A 14,816-nucleotide genomic window follows, 5' to 3' on the forward strand; every position below is an offset into this window, starting at 1 on the left:
TCCCTTACTCTTTATTTGGATCATAGACGATCTTGAGATGACGATTGCGTCCTGAACCTTCGCTTACTGTGCGAATGTTAGGGAATTCCGTTAATTCTTTATGAATTGTACGACGTTCATCATTTGGCATTGGATCCAATGTTGCATCAACTTTCGTACGTTGAACTTGTTTTGCAATTCGCTTAGCCATTGCTTTAAGTTTTTGATAACGTTCGTTCTTATAGTTGTTGATGTCTAAACTAACAAAGAAGCGACGCTTGAACTGTGCGTTCACAGCATTCTTCACCAAAAGGTTTAAGCCTTCCAATGATTTTCCACCACGACCGATGAGAATTGCATTGTTCTCGGCATTGATAGCAATACGAATGTTGCTTTTACTTTGTTCAACACTGATCTCTACAGCTTGCCCCATTCCATCAAAGAATGTTTGCAGGTAAGCCTTCACAAAATCCGATACATCACTGAGAGCATACACTTCAGCAGTTACACTAGCACCAATACCTAAGAAACCTGATTTTTCTTCAATGACATAGTAAACTAATTCATCTGGGTTTACATTTTTCTCGTTTGCAACTTGTTTGAGTAAATCATCCAAATTTTTGGCTGTATATTGCTTCATGATTGCCTCCCTTTTTAGTTATTTGCGTATTTGTTGTTAATGTATAACGTTTGTAATAATTGTGCTAACGCTGAAATCATCCAGTATAAACTCATACCAATGTTCCATTGTAGGGCAAAGAATGTGATCATTGCCAATGACATATACATCATTGATTGACCAGGGTTTGCTGCTGGTTTATCACCTGGACGTTTCTTCATCTTACGTTTTGTTAAGTATTGTGGTAAGAACATTGATAACGCTTGGAATATAACCATTAATGCAAAGATAACAATGTAGACTACGTTTCCTTCTTGGAATCCTTGTACCGGTGTTCTTTCAAGGCTTTCTCCTAAGATTTTACCACTAATGATAAGATCAGCACGTGTTACGGCTTGATACATTGCAATCATGATTGGTAATTGTAAGAATTGTCCACCCAATGCTGCCATTGGTTTGATATCGTGTTTTTCAAAGAGTTTTTGCATCTCAGTAGCTTTTGCCATTTTTGACTGTTGATCAGTACGATTGCGGTATTTTTCCTCAATACGTGCTTGATCAGGTCCGAGCAATTGCATTTTTTGTTGTTGTACTGTTGATTTGATTGAACTACGAAGAGTAACCAAACGAATTAAGACAGTAACAATAACGATTGATAAGAATGCGCCAGTGTATTGTGCAAAGAAGTTCAATATTTGTGCCATTGGCCAAACAAAGATTGCGCCAAACCAAGAGTCAACACCCCATGTCCATGCATCACCAAGGTGGATGATTGATTCTGGATAAACTTGTTTTGTAGCAGGGTCAATGTAGCTTGTACATCCTGTTAACAGAATCAGCAATAGACCCAGGAGTAATATTTTTTTATGTTTTTTCATGTAAATCTCCTAACTTACGTACCTTTTATATTTTAACCGTTTTCAGTAGGTTTTCCAAGTCTTTTCGGTTTTCCTCGTAACTTGACTCCAAATAGTTCTTTCGTACCAGAACAATATAGTCATAATCACTTGGAATCTCCGTAATTTCATGGAGCATCTCGCGAATTTGTCGCTTTGCTTTATTTCTAAAAACTGCATTACCAAGACGTTTGGGAACAGCAATCCCAAAACGCGCATTTTCTTCAGCCCGTTCCTTAATGTATACACAAAACGATCCCGAATTTTTAAATCGTTTGCGTTGCATGATGCTTTGGAACTCAGCAGCTTTTTTTATCCGTTTCTCTTTTTTCATATGTTTCTTTGTATTTTTACAAAAAAGTCACCCGCATGGGTGACTGATTATGCAGATAACACTTTTCTTCCTTTTGATCTACGACGTGAAAGTACTCGGCGTCCGCCAACTGTTTTCATTCGGGCTCTAAAGCCATGGACCTTTTGGTGTTTCCGCTTGCTCGGTTGATAAGTTCTCTTCATTGAAAACCACCTCCAGTTCTTCTTTGTACGATTAAGAGCAAATGCTTAGAAATTATATATAATCTGTTCTCAAATGTCAACGCATGCAGGCAAATAGGCATTTTTTTTTCAAGTTTAAGAAATCTAACACAAAGTTATCAACAATCGTTACAGTTTTTTTCCTTTTATAACAGTATGGGGGAAAGCATCCCAATATCTGTTGAGAAATTGTGTTGAGAAATCGTCGAATTATATCTCTAAACTCGTAATCCACACGATTTACCCCATGTTTTCAACAATGTTTATCCACATAATGTGGATAGTGCGGGAAACTACTTTGAACCCCTTATAAACTGCATATTATTGTGTTTGAAATATGTTGTCAATTCGAATTAATCATTCAATTGCTAAAGTTATCAACAGTTGTGGATTACTTTTTCTACTTTCCCCATTCTTTCCACACACTGAATTTTGTGGACAAATGTGGAAAACTCTTGTTTGTCCACTGAATAGGCGGCTTATTCGATTTCCAAATGTGGGAAACTTGTTTGTAAGTTTTTTTCATAAAAAAAGCCCTTTTTATTTGTTATTATAGTTCTAGTAAGGGAGCGCTGTTATGACAACAATGAAGTTTTATTTAGAAGATGTTTGGGGCAAAGTCAAATTGTTTATTCAACAAAATAGTCCGCTCGACGATATGATTTTCAAGACATATATTGAATCTGATACGCGTCTTGGGGCTTTAAATGAAGCCAGCGCCACCGTCGTTGTATCCACATATTTGCAAAAAGTAATCCTCCAGGATCAAATTGATTACCTAAACAAAGCCATCAATAATGTATTAGACAAAGATAATATGGTCTGCGAAGTGATGGAAGAGGGAGAATTTGGTAAGAAAAATCCTGTAAATATTCCTATTATTCCTGAACAGCGTCAAGTTGTTCGTACAGATGGCGTTGTTGCAAATCAAACGTTTGATAACTTTGTTGTTGGACCCAGTAATAAAGAGAGCCATTCTGCTGCGCTAGGCTGTGCATACCGCCCCGGGCAATTCTATACACCTTTGTTTATCTATGGTAATTCCGGATTGGGAAAAACACACTTGCTCAACGCAATTGGTAATTATATAAAAGCAAACAACCCAAATGCTAAAGTTTTCTATACATCAAGTTCTGATTTTGTACGCTTGGTTGCGTCATCCATTCAAAATCGTGAAATCGAAGAGTTTAAAGATCAAATGTATGCCCTTGATGTGCTGTTAATTGATGATATTCAATTTTTAGCAGGTAAAGAGAAATCCCATGAGATTTTCTTCCATATTTTCAATGAACTCATCTACAATCGAAAACAAATTGTTATCACAAGTGATCGACTCCCCACAGAGATTAAGGGGCTTGAGGACCGCTTAATTAGCCGTTTCTCATCGGGTCTCTCCGTCGGTGTCGACACACCTGAGTTCGAAACTTCGCTCGCCATATTAAAAATGAAAATTGCAAATCGTAGTGTCGATCCTGATGTCTTTGATGAAGATGTATTGAGCTATGTTGCCGCAAATTATTCCAAAGATGTCCGGATGCTAGAAGGTGCACTCAATCGTCTTCTATTCTATTCCATTCAGTTCTCTGATAATGAACACATTGATATCGATATTGCCATGGCTGCTTTCAAGAGTAGCGGTGAGAAAATTCAATCAACAGAGCTTGATACAAAAACAATCAAGCGCATTGTCGCCGACTACTATGGTCTCACACAAGCGCAACTGGTATCCAAGGCACGAACAAAAGCAATTTCAAATGCTCGCCATATTGCTATCTATTTGTCACGGAAACATCTGGATCTTCCCTACAACAAAATTGGTGAAGATTTTGGAAAACGTGATCACTCTACGATTATCAGTGCATGTGATAAAATAGAAAAGAAATTAAAAGTTGATCAGTTATTGGGTAAAGCAATCTTTGAAATTGAAGGAAAATTCAAATAAAGTGGAATTTCTGTTCTGCTTTTTTTTGTGGATTTTGTCCACAGTTATCCACAATTGTACCCCATCCTTTTAGGTCACTAATAGTCCTTACCTAAGGCTTATAATGTGTTTTGTCCACTTTCCCACACCCCTTAGTAATAGTAATTAAAGAATTTACTATAATATAACGCGCGTTGCGTTATTATTATTTCAAGAATTGATGTTCTTGTTCACTGAATTATGGTATAATAAGACCAATATTAATAATTAAAAAAGCGGAGGCATTTATGAAGTTCAATATCAAAAAACAATCGTTGTATAAATCATTATCTTCTGTTGGTAGAGCAGCATCAACTCATTCTCCTTTACCAATTCTCTCGGGAATTAAATTTGACTTAAGAAATGATGCCTTAACTTTAGTTGCAAGTGATTCCAATATTTCAATCCGTGAAATATTGGTTGCGAATGATGATAATAAACTCACTGTCTATGAAGAAGGTGAAGTTGTTTTAGAAGCGCGCTATATTCTTGAAGCAGTTCGTAAACTTGATGCGGATATTATAAACATCGAAATCATTGATGGTGCTTTAACGCGCATCAGTGGTAATAAAGCAGAGTACAATATCAACGGAAGCAAAGCAGATTTGTATCCAACCATTGATTTCTCGAAACCCGAGAAAGTTTTCAAATTACCGGGTTTTGTTTTATCTGAAATTATTTCGCAAACTGCTTTCGTATGTTCTACAAGCGAAGACCGTCCTATCTTTACAGGCGTTAACTTTAAGACAGACGGGAAAATTTTAAACAGTATTGCAACGGATAGCTATCGTTTGGCAAAGAAAACAATTGAGTTGCCTGAAGCAATTGACTTTAACATTTCTGTTCCTGCATCAAATCTTTATGAAGTGCAAAAATCAATCAGTGAGAACACAGATGTTATTATTGCTGTTTCAGACAAGCTGGTTCAATTCTACGTGGATTCAACATTGATTCAATCACGCTTAATTGACGGTCTATTCCCAGATGTTAGCCGTTTGATACCTGCAGAATATGGTTTTGAATTACTCGTAAACAAGCAAGAAATGATCAATGCAATTGACCGTTCTTCTTTCTTGAAGAGTGAAGGCTATTGGACTGTCAAACTTGAAGCAGGCCCTGAAGGGGTTGTTATTAGCTCGAAATCTCAAGAAATTGGATCTTCTGAGGAAGTCTTGAAACCGATTGAATATATTGGCGGCAATTTACGTATTTCATTCAGCGGTCGTTATATGATTGAAGCGTTGAAGTCATTTAAAACAGATGTTGTTAAAATTAAATTTGTTGGCGAGATGCAAGCATTTGTGCTCTTGAATCCAGAAGATAATTCTATCATTCAATTAGCCTTGCCAGTTCGTACATTTGATTAGTATATAACGTGGATGTTGTCCTACAGGATGACATCTTTTTTTATGTTTTTCTACCTGTATATTTTTACCATTTATCCACAGGAACAAACTTTATTTTAATCCAATCGCAATGCGTTATAATGCTATGTTGAAAAGCGTGAAATTTATTCGAATTTATGTTAAAATAGAAGGGTATCAAAAAGGATGGATAATATGAAAAAAGAAGTGCCTTATATCACTCTGGGACAATTTCTTAAGATTAAAGATTATGTGCAATCTGGCGGAGAAGCCAAGCATTTAATTCATACATTTTCAATTCAAGTCAACGGTGACGAAGAAAATCGCCGCGGTCGTAAATTGTACCCTGGAGATCAAGTTGTGATTAATGGGGAACCTCATGAAATTGCCAGCGATGATGAGAGTTAATCAGTTAACCTTACAACAGTTTCGAAATGTTAGTCAGATGGGTCTTGATTTTCCGCATAACCTCACTGTATTCATTGGGGATAATGGTCAGGGAAAGACAAACATTATCGAATCGCTTGTTTTTTTATCGTCAGGACGCTCTTTTCGCGTTAATGACGATCGCTATCTAATCCAAGATAAAAAGCAGTTTGCAAAGATTGATGCTATATTAGATTCGAAGCATCGCTTAGGTGTTGTGATTAGTGAACAGGGGAAATTCCTGCAGGTGAATCAGAATGTCATAAAAAAACTTAGTGACTTTATTGGTTATTGTAATGTTGTTCTATTCAATCCTGATGATTTGAATTTTTTCACTGATGCTCCACGGAAACGACGTCGTGACGTTGATTTTGAGTTGGGGAAGATTTCCAAAGACTATCTTGCAATTTTATCGCGTTATACTCGCGTTCTCTCGGAGCGTAACGCATATTTAAAGTCAAAAGCACTTGATACGGATTACCTGGAAGTTATTACTGATGAATTGGTGAGTGTGCAAATACCCATCATAAAACAACGTAATGCCTTTAGAAAGCGTATTGAACCACGCATCAACCATTATTATCAGATGATTACCCAACAAGACGTACATGTTACGTTGGACTATAGATGCTCTGTGTCGCCGGAGGATGAAGATATTAAAACTTCCTTACACACGAAGATGAAAGAGTCCTTGCGACGTGATCAAGAGTTACGGATGACACAAGTTGGTATTCACCGTGATGATTTTGTTTTTAAGGTTGAGGGTATCCCTGTTGTGAATGTGTCCTCTCAAGGACAGAAGCGAATGTTGATGATTGCTTACAAATTGGCCTTAGTCGATTTGATTTTCGAGAGTCAAGGATATTATCCAATATTATGTTTGGATGATTTATTTTCTGAGCTTGATGAGACACGTCGTAAACTGGTAATTGAAATATTGCCAGCTGCAATGCAAGTGTTTATAACTACTACAGATTTACGATTCATTATGACCGAAAGGGAACTTAATGTATTCGACGTCCGTGGTGGTCATGTCCATAAGGAGGGTAATTAATGCCAATGAACAAAGTAGAACATTCATATACTTCTGATGATATTCAGGTCTTGGAAGGCCTGGAAGCGGTTCGTAAACGTCCTGGTATGTATATTGGGAGTACTTCAGCCCGTGGTCTTCACCATTTAGTATGGGAAATTGTTGACAACGGAATTGATGAAGCACTCGCTGGTTATGCAACTGCTATCGAAGTTAAGGTTGATAAAGACAATATTATTTCTGTTTCTGATAACGGACGGGGTATTCCTGTCGAAGTTCATGAGAAAACAGGTGTCTCAACTGCTGAAACAATTTATACAGTGCTTCATGCTGGTGGTAAATTTGGTGGGGGAGCGTATAAAGTATCCGGAGGACTTCACGGTGTTGGAGCTTCTGTTGTTAATGCTTTATCGACGTTCTTAGAAGTAAATATATACAAAGACGGCAAAGAATATTACCTTCGTTTTGAAAATGGTGGTAATGTTGCTGTTGCACTTAGAGAAGTTGGACCTACGGATAAACAAGGAACAACAGTTCGCTTTAAAGCCGATCCAGAGATTTTCAAAGAAACAACGGAATACACCCATGATATTTTACGCGATCGTCTTCGCCAAATGGCGTTCTTGAATAAAGGCATTCGAATTACCTTTATTGATGAGCGTGAGCCAGAGGAAACGCGTGAACAAATCTTCTTCTATGAAGATGGTATTCGTGAGTATGTTGCTTATATGAACCGCAATAAACAAGTGATTCATGAAGAGATTGTTTCTGTTGAAGGTGAGGAAGATCAAATACTTGTTGAAGTTGCCATGCAATACAATGACGGCTTCGTTCCAAATATTTATTCTTTCACCAATAATATCAACACTCAAGAGGGGGGAACTCATGAAGATGGATTCCGTCTTGCCCTTACACGAGTCATTAATGGTTATGCTAAAGAAAAAGGTTTCTTAAAAAAAGATGAAGATGCATTCGTAGGTGATGATGTTCGTGAAGGATTAACGGCCATTATTTCTGTAAAACATCCTGATCCTCAATATGAGGGACAAACCAAGACAAAACTTGGAAACAGTGAAGTGCGTCGAATCGTTTCGAATATTTTCGGATCACAATTGGAACGTTTCTTAATGGAACATCCTGAAGATGCGAAGATTATCGTAGAAAAGGCTATGATAGCCTCAAAAGCACGCGTAGCTGCACGAAAGGCACGTGAGTTGACCCGACGTAAGGGAGCACTTGAAGTCTCGTCCTTACCTGGTAAATTGGCTGACTGCTCCAACCGTGACCCTGCACAAAGTGAAATCTACCTTGTCGAGGGTGATTCCGCGGGTGGTAGTGCAAAGCAAGGAAGAAATAGTAAATTCCAAGCAATCCTTCCACTTCGAGGTAAAGTTATTAACGTCGAAAAAGCACGACTTCATCGTATTTTTGACAACAATGAAATTCGTATGATGATTACTGCGTTTGGTACCGGTGTTGGTGAAGAGATGAATCTCGAAAAACTTCGCTATCATAAAATCATTATCATGACTGATGCTGACGTCGATGGTGCTCACATTCGAACACTACTCTTAACATTCTTCTATCGTTTCTTACGTCCTGTTATTGAAGGTGGATTTATTTATATTGCCCAACCACCACTTTATAAGATTTCACGTGGAAACAAGATGGCTTATGCCTATAGTGATGAAGAATTGGAAGAATTGAAACCGGATTTCGGTGATAAATTCAACGTACAACGTTATAAAGGTCTTGGTGAAATGAACCCTGAACAACTTTGGGATACAACCATGGATCCAGAACAACGTACATTAATACAAGTTGAAATTGAAGATGCAATGGAAGCGGATATGATTTTCGAAACATTGATGGGTGATGAAGTTGCACCACGTCGTGAATTCATTCAAGAAAATGCCCAATACGCTGATTTGGATATCTAGGAGGAACGCATGGAAGAAGAAAAACAATTTGATCGTGTAAAACAACGTAGTATTTCCGAAGAGATGAAGAAATCGTTTGTTTCGTATGCTATGTCTGTTATTGTCTCACGTGCGCTACCCGATGTTCGTGATGGATTAAAACCTGTTCACCGTCGTATTTTATACGCGATGAATGACTTAGGAATGCACAGCGATAAACCTTATAAAAAGTCTGCACGTATTGTTGGGGACGTAATTGGTAAGTATCACCCCCATGGTGATACTGCTGTTTATGACTCAATGGTTCGTATGTCACAAGATTTCTCGTATCGATACATGCTCATCGACGGTCATGGTAACTTTGGTTCCATTGACGGTGATGGTGCAGCTGCGATGCGTTATACTGAAGCACGTATGTCAAAAATTTCGATGGAAATGCTTCGTGATATTAATAAAAATACAGTTGATTTCCAACCAAACTATGATGGTGAAGAACATGAACCAACTGTATTGCCTTCACGATTCCCCAATGTACTTGTAAATGGGGGAACGGGTATTGCGGTTGGGATGGCTACTAATATTCCACCTCATAACCTTGGTGAAGTCATCGATGCAACAATTGCGTTGATTGAAAACCCTGAGATTACGATTCGTGAATTGATGGAAAATTATATTTTTGGTCCTGACTTTCCAACAGGAGCATACCTCTTAGGGCGCTCTGGTATCAAGCAAGCATTTGAAACAGGACGTGGTTCTGTTGTAATGCGATCAAAAGTTGCAGTGACAGAATTACCGAATGGTAAGCCAGTTCTAACCATTACTGAAATTCCATACCAAGTTAACAAAGCGAACATGGTTGAGAAAATTGCCTCACTTGTTCGCGAGAAGTTTATTGATGGAATCACCGACCTTCGCGATGAATCAAACCGTGAAGGAATTAAGATCGTTATTGAGTTACGCCGCGAGGTGCAACCCGAAGTTGTTCTTAATCAACTCTATCGTTTAACAGCAATGCAGTCATCATTTGGGGTGAATATGCTTGCGTTAGTGGACGGTCGTCCGGAATTGTTGAATTTATTGCAAATTCTTGAACATTATCGCGACCACCAGATTGAAATTATTACCCGTCGTACACAGTTTGACCTTAAAAAGGCTGAAGAACGGGCTCATATTCTTGAGGGAATGATCATTGCCCTCGATAATATTGATGAAGTTATCAATATTATTCGTGCATCCAATGATGATGCTGAGGCAAGTGCCAAGCTTAATGAGCGCTTTAATCTCTCACAGATTCAAGCGAAAGCCATTCTCGACATGCAATTCCGTCGTTTGACTGGATTGCAACGTGATCGTGTTGAATCAGAATATAAAGAATTGTTACTCACAATCGAAGACTTGAAAGATATTCTTGCTAACCACGACCGTGTTTTAAACATCGTGAAGGAAGACTTAATTGAAATCAAAACTAAATTTGGTGATCCAAGACGCTCTGAAATCATTGAAGCGGATATTGATATGCTTGATGAGGATTTAATCCCAGTAGAACAAATCGTTGTTTCTATGACAATGAATGGTTATATCAAACGTACAACCATTGATTCATTCAATGTTCAAAATCGTGGTGGTAAAGGCGTTAAGGGAATGAGCACATATGATGAAGATGTCATAGATCAATTCCTGGCACTTTCAACCCATGATTACTTAATGATGTTTACAAATAAAGGTAAAGTTTACCGTATACGTGGATTCAATGTCCCAGCTGCAAGTCGTACTGCAAAAGGGATACCAGTTGTAAACCTTCTAAACTTGGATGATGGCGAAGTTGTCAAAACACTTGTGAAAGTTCACAAAGATGATGAAGAGTCGAAATATGCATTCTTTGTTACAAAACAAGGGATTGTTAAACGTGTTGAAGTGGGTGAGTTTGAATCTATTCGCCAAAACGGTAAGATTGCCATCACACTTCGTGAAGATGATGAACTTGTTGCTGTACGTATGACAAACGGGGAGAATGAAATTATCATCGGTGGTGATAACGGTAAAGCGGTTCGCTTTAAAGAAGATGAAGTCCGCGTTATGGGACGAAGTGCCTCGGGTGTTCGTGGATTTGACGTTGACGGCGGAAAAGTTGTTGGTGTTGCCACTGACCGTGAAGGTAACTACATTTTAGCAATTACTGAAAAAGGATATGGAAAACGTACTGAACTTGAAGAATACCGTCTAACAAAACGTGGCGCTAAAGGTGTAAAAACTGTTAATGTCACTGATAAGAATGGTAGTCTTGTTGCCCTTCGCGCTGTAAATGGTGAAGAAGAGTTGCTTGTTATTTCAAGTGATGGAACTGTTATTCGAACAGAAGTCAAAAATATTGGTGTTTACGGACGATCAACAATTGGAGTACGTATCATCAATGTTGGTGAAGGCGATGTTGTTGCCTCTGTTGCAGTTATTAAACCAACAGAGACAATTGACGAGGATGCAGAGGCTGTGAGTGAAGACGATTCATTAACAGCTGAAGTCGTAGCCGAAGAACTTATTGATTAATATTAGTAAACAGCGCGTTAGTAACGTGCTGTTTTTCTTTTGTGCTTGAATGAGGGTCTTTAACTGGATATTTCCGAGAGGGATTGGGGATTCAAATCAAAAAGCATAAGAGTGTTTGACATCATACACCCTTAAGGCTATAATTTAAGAAACTCATTGATAGGGACTAATACGAGAGACTTATTGCAGAGAGATGGTGTTTGGTGCAAACCATCATAATGACTTGTAGTTCAACCCTGGAGAGATTATTCGGCAACAACCGTTATCTGTTTAAGTAATGTTTCACGTGAAACATTAGAAAAAGGGTGGCACCACGATTCAATCGTCCCTTAAAGCGGTGTTTTTTTATTTTCAGGAGGAAATTATGCTAGATATTAACTTATTCCGTACTAATCCGGAGCTTATTAAAGAGAACCTAACGAAGAAGTTTCAAGAAGCGAAGTTCCCTATGGTCGATAAAATCATAGAGTTAGACATCGAATACCGTGGAATTAAGACCCGTGCTGATGAATTACGTGGTCAACGCAACAGTTTAAGCAAACAAATCGGTATGCTTATGGGGCAAAAGAAAATCGATGAAGCAAATGAAGTTAAATCCCAAGTTCAAGCATTTGCTGAAGAATTGAAGCAAATCGAAGAACGCGAAGAGCCACTTTATGATGAACTTCAAGCACTTTTAATGCAAATTCCAAATATTATCGCGGATGATGTTCCAATAGGAAAAGATGACAGTGAAAATGTAGAACTCTATACAGTTGGTGAACATGAAGAAAAGAACTTTGCAATTCCGTATCATGTCGACATTATGGAGTCGTTTGGTGGTATTGATCTTGACTCAGCACGTAAAGTAAGTGGTCAAGGGTTCTATTATCTACAAAAAGATATTGCGAGACTTCACTCAGCGGTAACAACGTATGCTAGAGATTTTATGATTGATCGTGGCTATGACTATGTTATACCTCCCTTCATGATTCGTAGTCATGTTGTTACAGGGGTTATGAGCTTTGAAGAGATGGAAAACATGATGTATAAGATCGAAGGCGAAGATTTGTACCTTATAGGTACAAGTGAACACTCCATGATTGGAAAATATATCGATACAATTACTCCGGAAGCATCGTTACCACACAAACTCACAAGCTACTCACCATGTTTCCGTAAGGAAGTAGGGGCTCATGGCATTGAAGAGCGTGGAGTATACCGCATTCACCAATTTGAGAAACAAGAAATGGTTGTTGTATGTAAACCAGAGGACAGTGCAGCAATGTTTGAAGAGTTGTACAAGAATTCCGTTGATTACTTCCGTTCTTTAGATATTCCTGTACGCGTACTTGAATGTTGTTCTGGAGATCTTGCTGATTTAAAGCATAAGTCGGTAGATGTTGAAGCCTGGAGTCCACGCCAAAAGAAATACTTCGAAGTAGGAAGTTGTTCAAATCTTACGGATGCACAATCACGACGCTTAAAAATTAGAATAGACACAGAGGAAGGACGTGTGTTCGCACATACCCTGAATAATACGGTTGTTGCACCGCCACGCATGTTAATTGCATTCTTAGAAAACAACTTACAAGCGGATGGTTCGGTTCTAATTCCAGAAGCACTCCGTCCATACATGGGATTTAAAGATAAAATTGTTCCAACAAAGTAAAAGAACTCCGCAAGGAGTTCTTTATTCGATAGTCTCTAAAATTTGATTCATAACCGAATTATCCTGGTTGCTTCCAATAACCTTTGATACAACTGCTTTTACATCATCGTGTGCATTGGATACAGCAAATGAGTGCGTAGCAAGTGTAAGCATGCCAATGTCATTGTGATAGTCACCAAAGGACATGACCTCGTCCTCGTGAATACCCAGCGAGTCAATCAAGTGCTTCAATCCTATACCTTTATCAATTCCTGTGTTCATCACATCAATCCATACTTTCCCCGCCATAACGGCGTTAAATTGATTAGAAAGCAGGGGTTCAATCGTATTATGGTAGTTATCAACGGTATTATGCTGACTCATCATCGTTATCTTAACGATCACATCGTCAATTTTAGATATATCATCCACGATTGTATAGTCGAGATAGTACTCGTGTAAGGGTTCACGATGGGATTCTTCGCGAAGTTCGACATAAGCACGATCAATACTTGATGCGATAATCGATGCCTCAGTGCAAGAACGGCATGCATCAAGAATAAATTGTATGTTTGCATCGCTAATTTCAGAAATATAATCGACGGTTCCCTTATTTTCAACAATGGCCCCATTGTCTGATATAAATGCGAGACGGTCGACATAATCGTGTGCCTTATTTTTTATACTGAATAATGTCCTTCCTGATGCCAACACCAATTGAATTCCCTTTTCTTCGAGCTTCGTTAGAACCAATCCGAAGTTATCAGGGAGTTTTGAATCGTTGTCTAGTAGGGTGTGATCCATGTCTGTAGCTATAAGTTTTATCATAAGAACCTCCACTAAAATTATAGCACAATGTTTCACGTGAAACGTTGCATTAAACGACAGATTTGGTATAATAAGTATGCTACTACAACATATTCTAATGAACCAGGTCAGGGTAGGAATACAGCAGCCTTAATTTAGCTCTTATGTGTGTAGTGGCTTTTTTTATACTCAAAAGTGAGGTAACATTCATGGAACATCAAAAATTTATGCAAGTTGCCTATGAAGAGGCGAAAATAGCTTATGCAAAAGGGGAAGTACCCGTTGGAGCAGTTATTGTAAGAAACGGCGAAATCCTCGCAAAAGCCCATAATTTGCGCGAGAGCTTGCAACGTGCCAGTGCCCATGCAGAAATTCTTGCCATTGATGAAGCCTCAACACATTTAAAAACTTGGAATTTATCAGAATGCACACTTTATGTAACGGTTGAGCCATGCCAAATGTGTACAGGAGCCGTAATGCAAGCGCATCTTGGTACGATAGTATATGGCGCAAAAGAGCCCAACAGTGGGAGTATTGAAAGCATCTTAAAAATAAAAGAAATTGTTGGATACAATCACTATCCATATATTGTTAATGGGATAATGGAAGAAGAGAGTAAAGAACTTATGGTGAATTTTTTTAAAGACCGTCGTGAAGAAACGGTAAAGGTTAAACGCATTACAGAAGAAACATTTGCAGCATATCTTGAAGTCAGAAAAGAAGTGTTTGTAAAAGAACAAAATGTTGATCTCAGTCTGGAAATTGACGAGTATGACGTCTTGGATAACGAGAATGTTGTTCATATCGGTGCATTTTATAAGGGCGATGTCGTTGGAACTGCACGATACTTCAAAAACAACGATACGATGAAGATTGGTCGTGTTGCGGTTCTAAAGTCGCACCGTCATCTCAAAGTTGGTTCAAAACTAATGGCCTATACCGAGACGCAAGCACGCAATAATGGCTTCAAACGCATGGAATTGGGCGCACAAGTGAGTGCTGTTCCATTCTATGAGCATAATGGGTATGCAAAGTATGGGGATATATTTCTTGATGCTGACATCGATCATATCATGATGGAAAAACTAATATAAAAAAAGGGACT

The 14,816-nt window shown here is 38.4% G+C and carries 13 protein-coding genes, 1 other RNA gene and 1 other annotated feature; of the genes, 9 read left to right on the forward strand and 5 right to left on the reverse strand.

What is annotated here, in order from left to right; genetic code table 11:
- Positions 1–4 precede the first annotated feature (4 nt).
- From G7062_RS01725 to rpmH, 4 genes are read right to left on the reverse strand one after another with little or no spacing between them, the layout of a single operon-like run.
- The gene (locus G7062_RS01725) at positions 5–619 is read right to left on the reverse strand and encodes a R3H domain-containing nucleic acid-binding protein (protein WP_166064196.1); all 615 of its coding nucleotides are present in this window, start codon (positions 617–619) and stop codon (positions 5–7) included.
- Positions 620–633: 14 nt separating this feature from the next.
- Positions 634–1,476: a membrane protein insertase YidC gene (yidC, locus tag G7062_RS01730; RefSeq protein WP_166064197.1), complete on the reverse strand. Its 843-nt coding sequence runs from the start codon at positions 1,474–1,476 to the stop codon at positions 634–636.
- 25 nt (positions 1,477–1,501) lie between these two features.
- On the reverse strand, positions 1,502–1,828 hold the full coding sequence (gene rnpA, locus G7062_RS01735; protein ID WP_166064198.1) for a ribonuclease P protein component: 327 nt from the start codon (positions 1,826–1,828) through the stop codon (positions 1,502–1,504).
- A 47-nt stretch (positions 1,829–1,875) separates the two neighbouring features.
- Complete coding sequence (gene rpmH, locus G7062_RS01740) at positions 1,876–2,010, reverse strand: 50S ribosomal protein L34 (RefSeq protein WP_003774176.1); 135 nt, start codon at positions 2,008–2,010, stop codon at positions 1,876–1,878.
- Between the two features lie 595 nt (positions 2,011–2,605).
- Between rpmH and dnaA the strand changes: the two genes are divergently transcribed.
- The 7 genes from dnaA (at position 2,606) to serS (ending at position 12,925) form a co-directional block, all read left to right on the forward strand.
- Positions 2,606–3,970 (forward strand): chromosomal replication initiator protein DnaA, encoded by a 1,365-nt coding sequence (dnaA, locus tag G7062_RS01745; RefSeq protein ID WP_166064200.1) that lies wholly within the window; start codon positions 2,606–2,608, stop codon positions 3,968–3,970.
- 266 nt (positions 3,971–4,236) lie between these two features.
- On the forward strand, positions 4,237–5,355 hold the full coding sequence (gene dnaN / locus G7062_RS01750; protein WP_166064201.1) for a DNA polymerase III subunit beta: 1,119 nt from the start codon (positions 4,237–4,239) through the stop codon (positions 5,353–5,355).
- A gap of 183 nt (positions 5,356–5,538) precedes the next feature.
- Positions 5,539–5,760 carry an RNA-binding S4 domain-containing protein gene (locus G7062_RS01755; RefSeq protein WP_166064202.1) on the forward strand — a complete coding sequence of 74 codons (222 nt, stop codon included), beginning with the start codon at positions 5,539–5,541 and terminating at the stop codon, positions 5,758–5,760.
- The gene (gene recF / locus G7062_RS01760; RefSeq protein ID WP_240915974.1) at positions 5,732–6,832 is read left to right on the forward strand and encodes a DNA replication/repair protein RecF; all 1,101 of its coding nucleotides are present in this window, start codon (positions 5,732–5,734) and stop codon (positions 6,830–6,832) included. The genes G7062_RS01755 and recF overlap by 29 nt, the downstream gene beginning before the upstream one ends.
- Complete coding sequence (gene gyrB, locus G7062_RS01765) at positions 6,832–8,751, forward strand: DNA topoisomerase (ATP-hydrolyzing) subunit B (RefSeq protein ID WP_166064203.1); 1,920 nt, start codon at positions 6,832–6,834, stop codon at positions 8,749–8,751. The genes recF and gyrB overlap by 1 nt, the downstream gene beginning before the upstream one ends.
- Positions 8,752–8,760: 9 nt before the next feature.
- Positions 8,761–11,274 carry a DNA gyrase subunit A gene (gyrA, locus tag G7062_RS01770; protein ID WP_166064204.1) on the forward strand — a complete coding sequence of 838 codons (2,514 nt, stop codon included), beginning with the start codon at positions 8,761–8,763 and terminating at the stop codon, positions 11,272–11,274.
- A gap of 147 nt (positions 11,275–11,421) precedes the next feature.
- Positions 11,422–11,607: a binding site (T-box leader), on the forward strand.
- A 31-nt stretch (positions 11,608–11,638) separates the two neighbouring features.
- Positions 11,639–12,925, forward strand: coding sequence for a serine--tRNA ligase (gene serS / locus G7062_RS01775; protein ID WP_166064205.1), 1,287 nt, complete (start codon positions 11,639–11,641; stop codon positions 12,923–12,925).
- Between the two features lie 21 nt (positions 12,926–12,946).
- Here serS and G7062_RS01780 read toward each other — a convergent pair whose 3' ends face one another.
- A complete protein-coding gene (locus tag G7062_RS01780) occupies positions 12,947–13,732 on the reverse strand; it encodes a Cof-type HAD-IIB family hydrolase (protein ID WP_166064206.1) in 786 nt (261 codons plus the stop codon).
- Positions 13,733–13,803: 71 nt separating this feature from the next.
- On the opposite strand from G7062_RS01780, the gene ffs reads away from it, so the two are divergent.
- Positions 13,804–13,901, forward strand: an RNA gene (gene ffs, locus G7062_RS01785) — signal recognition particle sRNA small type.
- A gap of 19 nt (positions 13,902–13,920) precedes the next feature.
- Positions 13,921–14,805: a GNAT family N-acetyltransferase gene (locus G7062_RS01790; protein ID WP_166064207.1), complete on the forward strand. Its 885-nt coding sequence runs from the start codon at positions 13,921–13,923 to the stop codon at positions 14,803–14,805.
- The last annotated feature ends 11 nt before the right edge of the window (positions 14,806–14,816 follow it).

The sequence above is a fragment of the Erysipelothrix sp. HDW6C genome (genome assembly GCF_011299615.1).
Taxonomy (GTDB): Bacteria; Bacillota_I; Bacilli_A; order Erysipelotrichales; family Erysipelotrichaceae; genus Erysipelothrix.

Coding starts and splice junctions, on each gene's coding strand:
- G7062_RS01725 (WP_166064196.1), bottom strand. CDS start 619: ATGAAGCAATATACAGCCAAAAATTTGGATGATTTACTCAAACAAGTT.
- yidC (WP_166064197.1), bottom strand. CDS start 1,476: ATGAAAAAACATAAAAAAATATTACTCCTGGGTCTATTGCTGATTCTG.
- rnpA (WP_166064198.1), bottom strand. CDS start 1,828: ATGAAAAAAGAGAAACGGATAAAAAAAGCTGCTGAGTTCCAAAGCATC.
- rpmH (WP_003774176.1), bottom strand. CDS start 2,010: ATGAAGAGAACTTATCAACCGAGCAAGCGGAAACACCAAAAGGTCCAT.
- dnaA (WP_166064200.1), top strand. CDS start 2,606: ATGACAACAATGAAGTTTTATTTAGAAGATGTTTGGGGCAAAGTCAAA.
- dnaN (WP_166064201.1), top strand. CDS start 4,237: ATGAAGTTCAATATCAAAAAACAATCGTTGTATAAATCATTATCTTCT.
- G7062_RS01755 (WP_166064202.1), top strand. CDS start 5,539: ATGGATAATATGAAAAAAGAAGTGCCTTATATCACTCTGGGACAATTT.
- recF (WP_240915974.1), top strand. CDS start 5,732: ATGAAATTGCCAGCGATGATGAGAGTTAATCAGTTAACCTTACAACAG.
- gyrB (WP_166064203.1), top strand. CDS start 6,832: ATGCCAATGAACAAAGTAGAACATTCATATACTTCTGATGATATTCAG.
- gyrA (WP_166064204.1), top strand. CDS start 8,761: ATGGAAGAAGAAAAACAATTTGATCGTGTAAAACAACGTAGTATTTCC.
- serS (WP_166064205.1), top strand. CDS start 11,639: ATGCTAGATATTAACTTATTCCGTACTAATCCGGAGCTTATTAAAGAG.
- G7062_RS01780 (WP_166064206.1), bottom strand. CDS start 13,732: ATGATAAAACTTATAGCTACAGACATGGATCACACCCTACTAGACAAC.
- G7062_RS01790 (WP_166064207.1), top strand. CDS start 13,921: ATGGAACATCAAAAATTTATGCAAGTTGCCTATGAAGAGGCGAAAATA.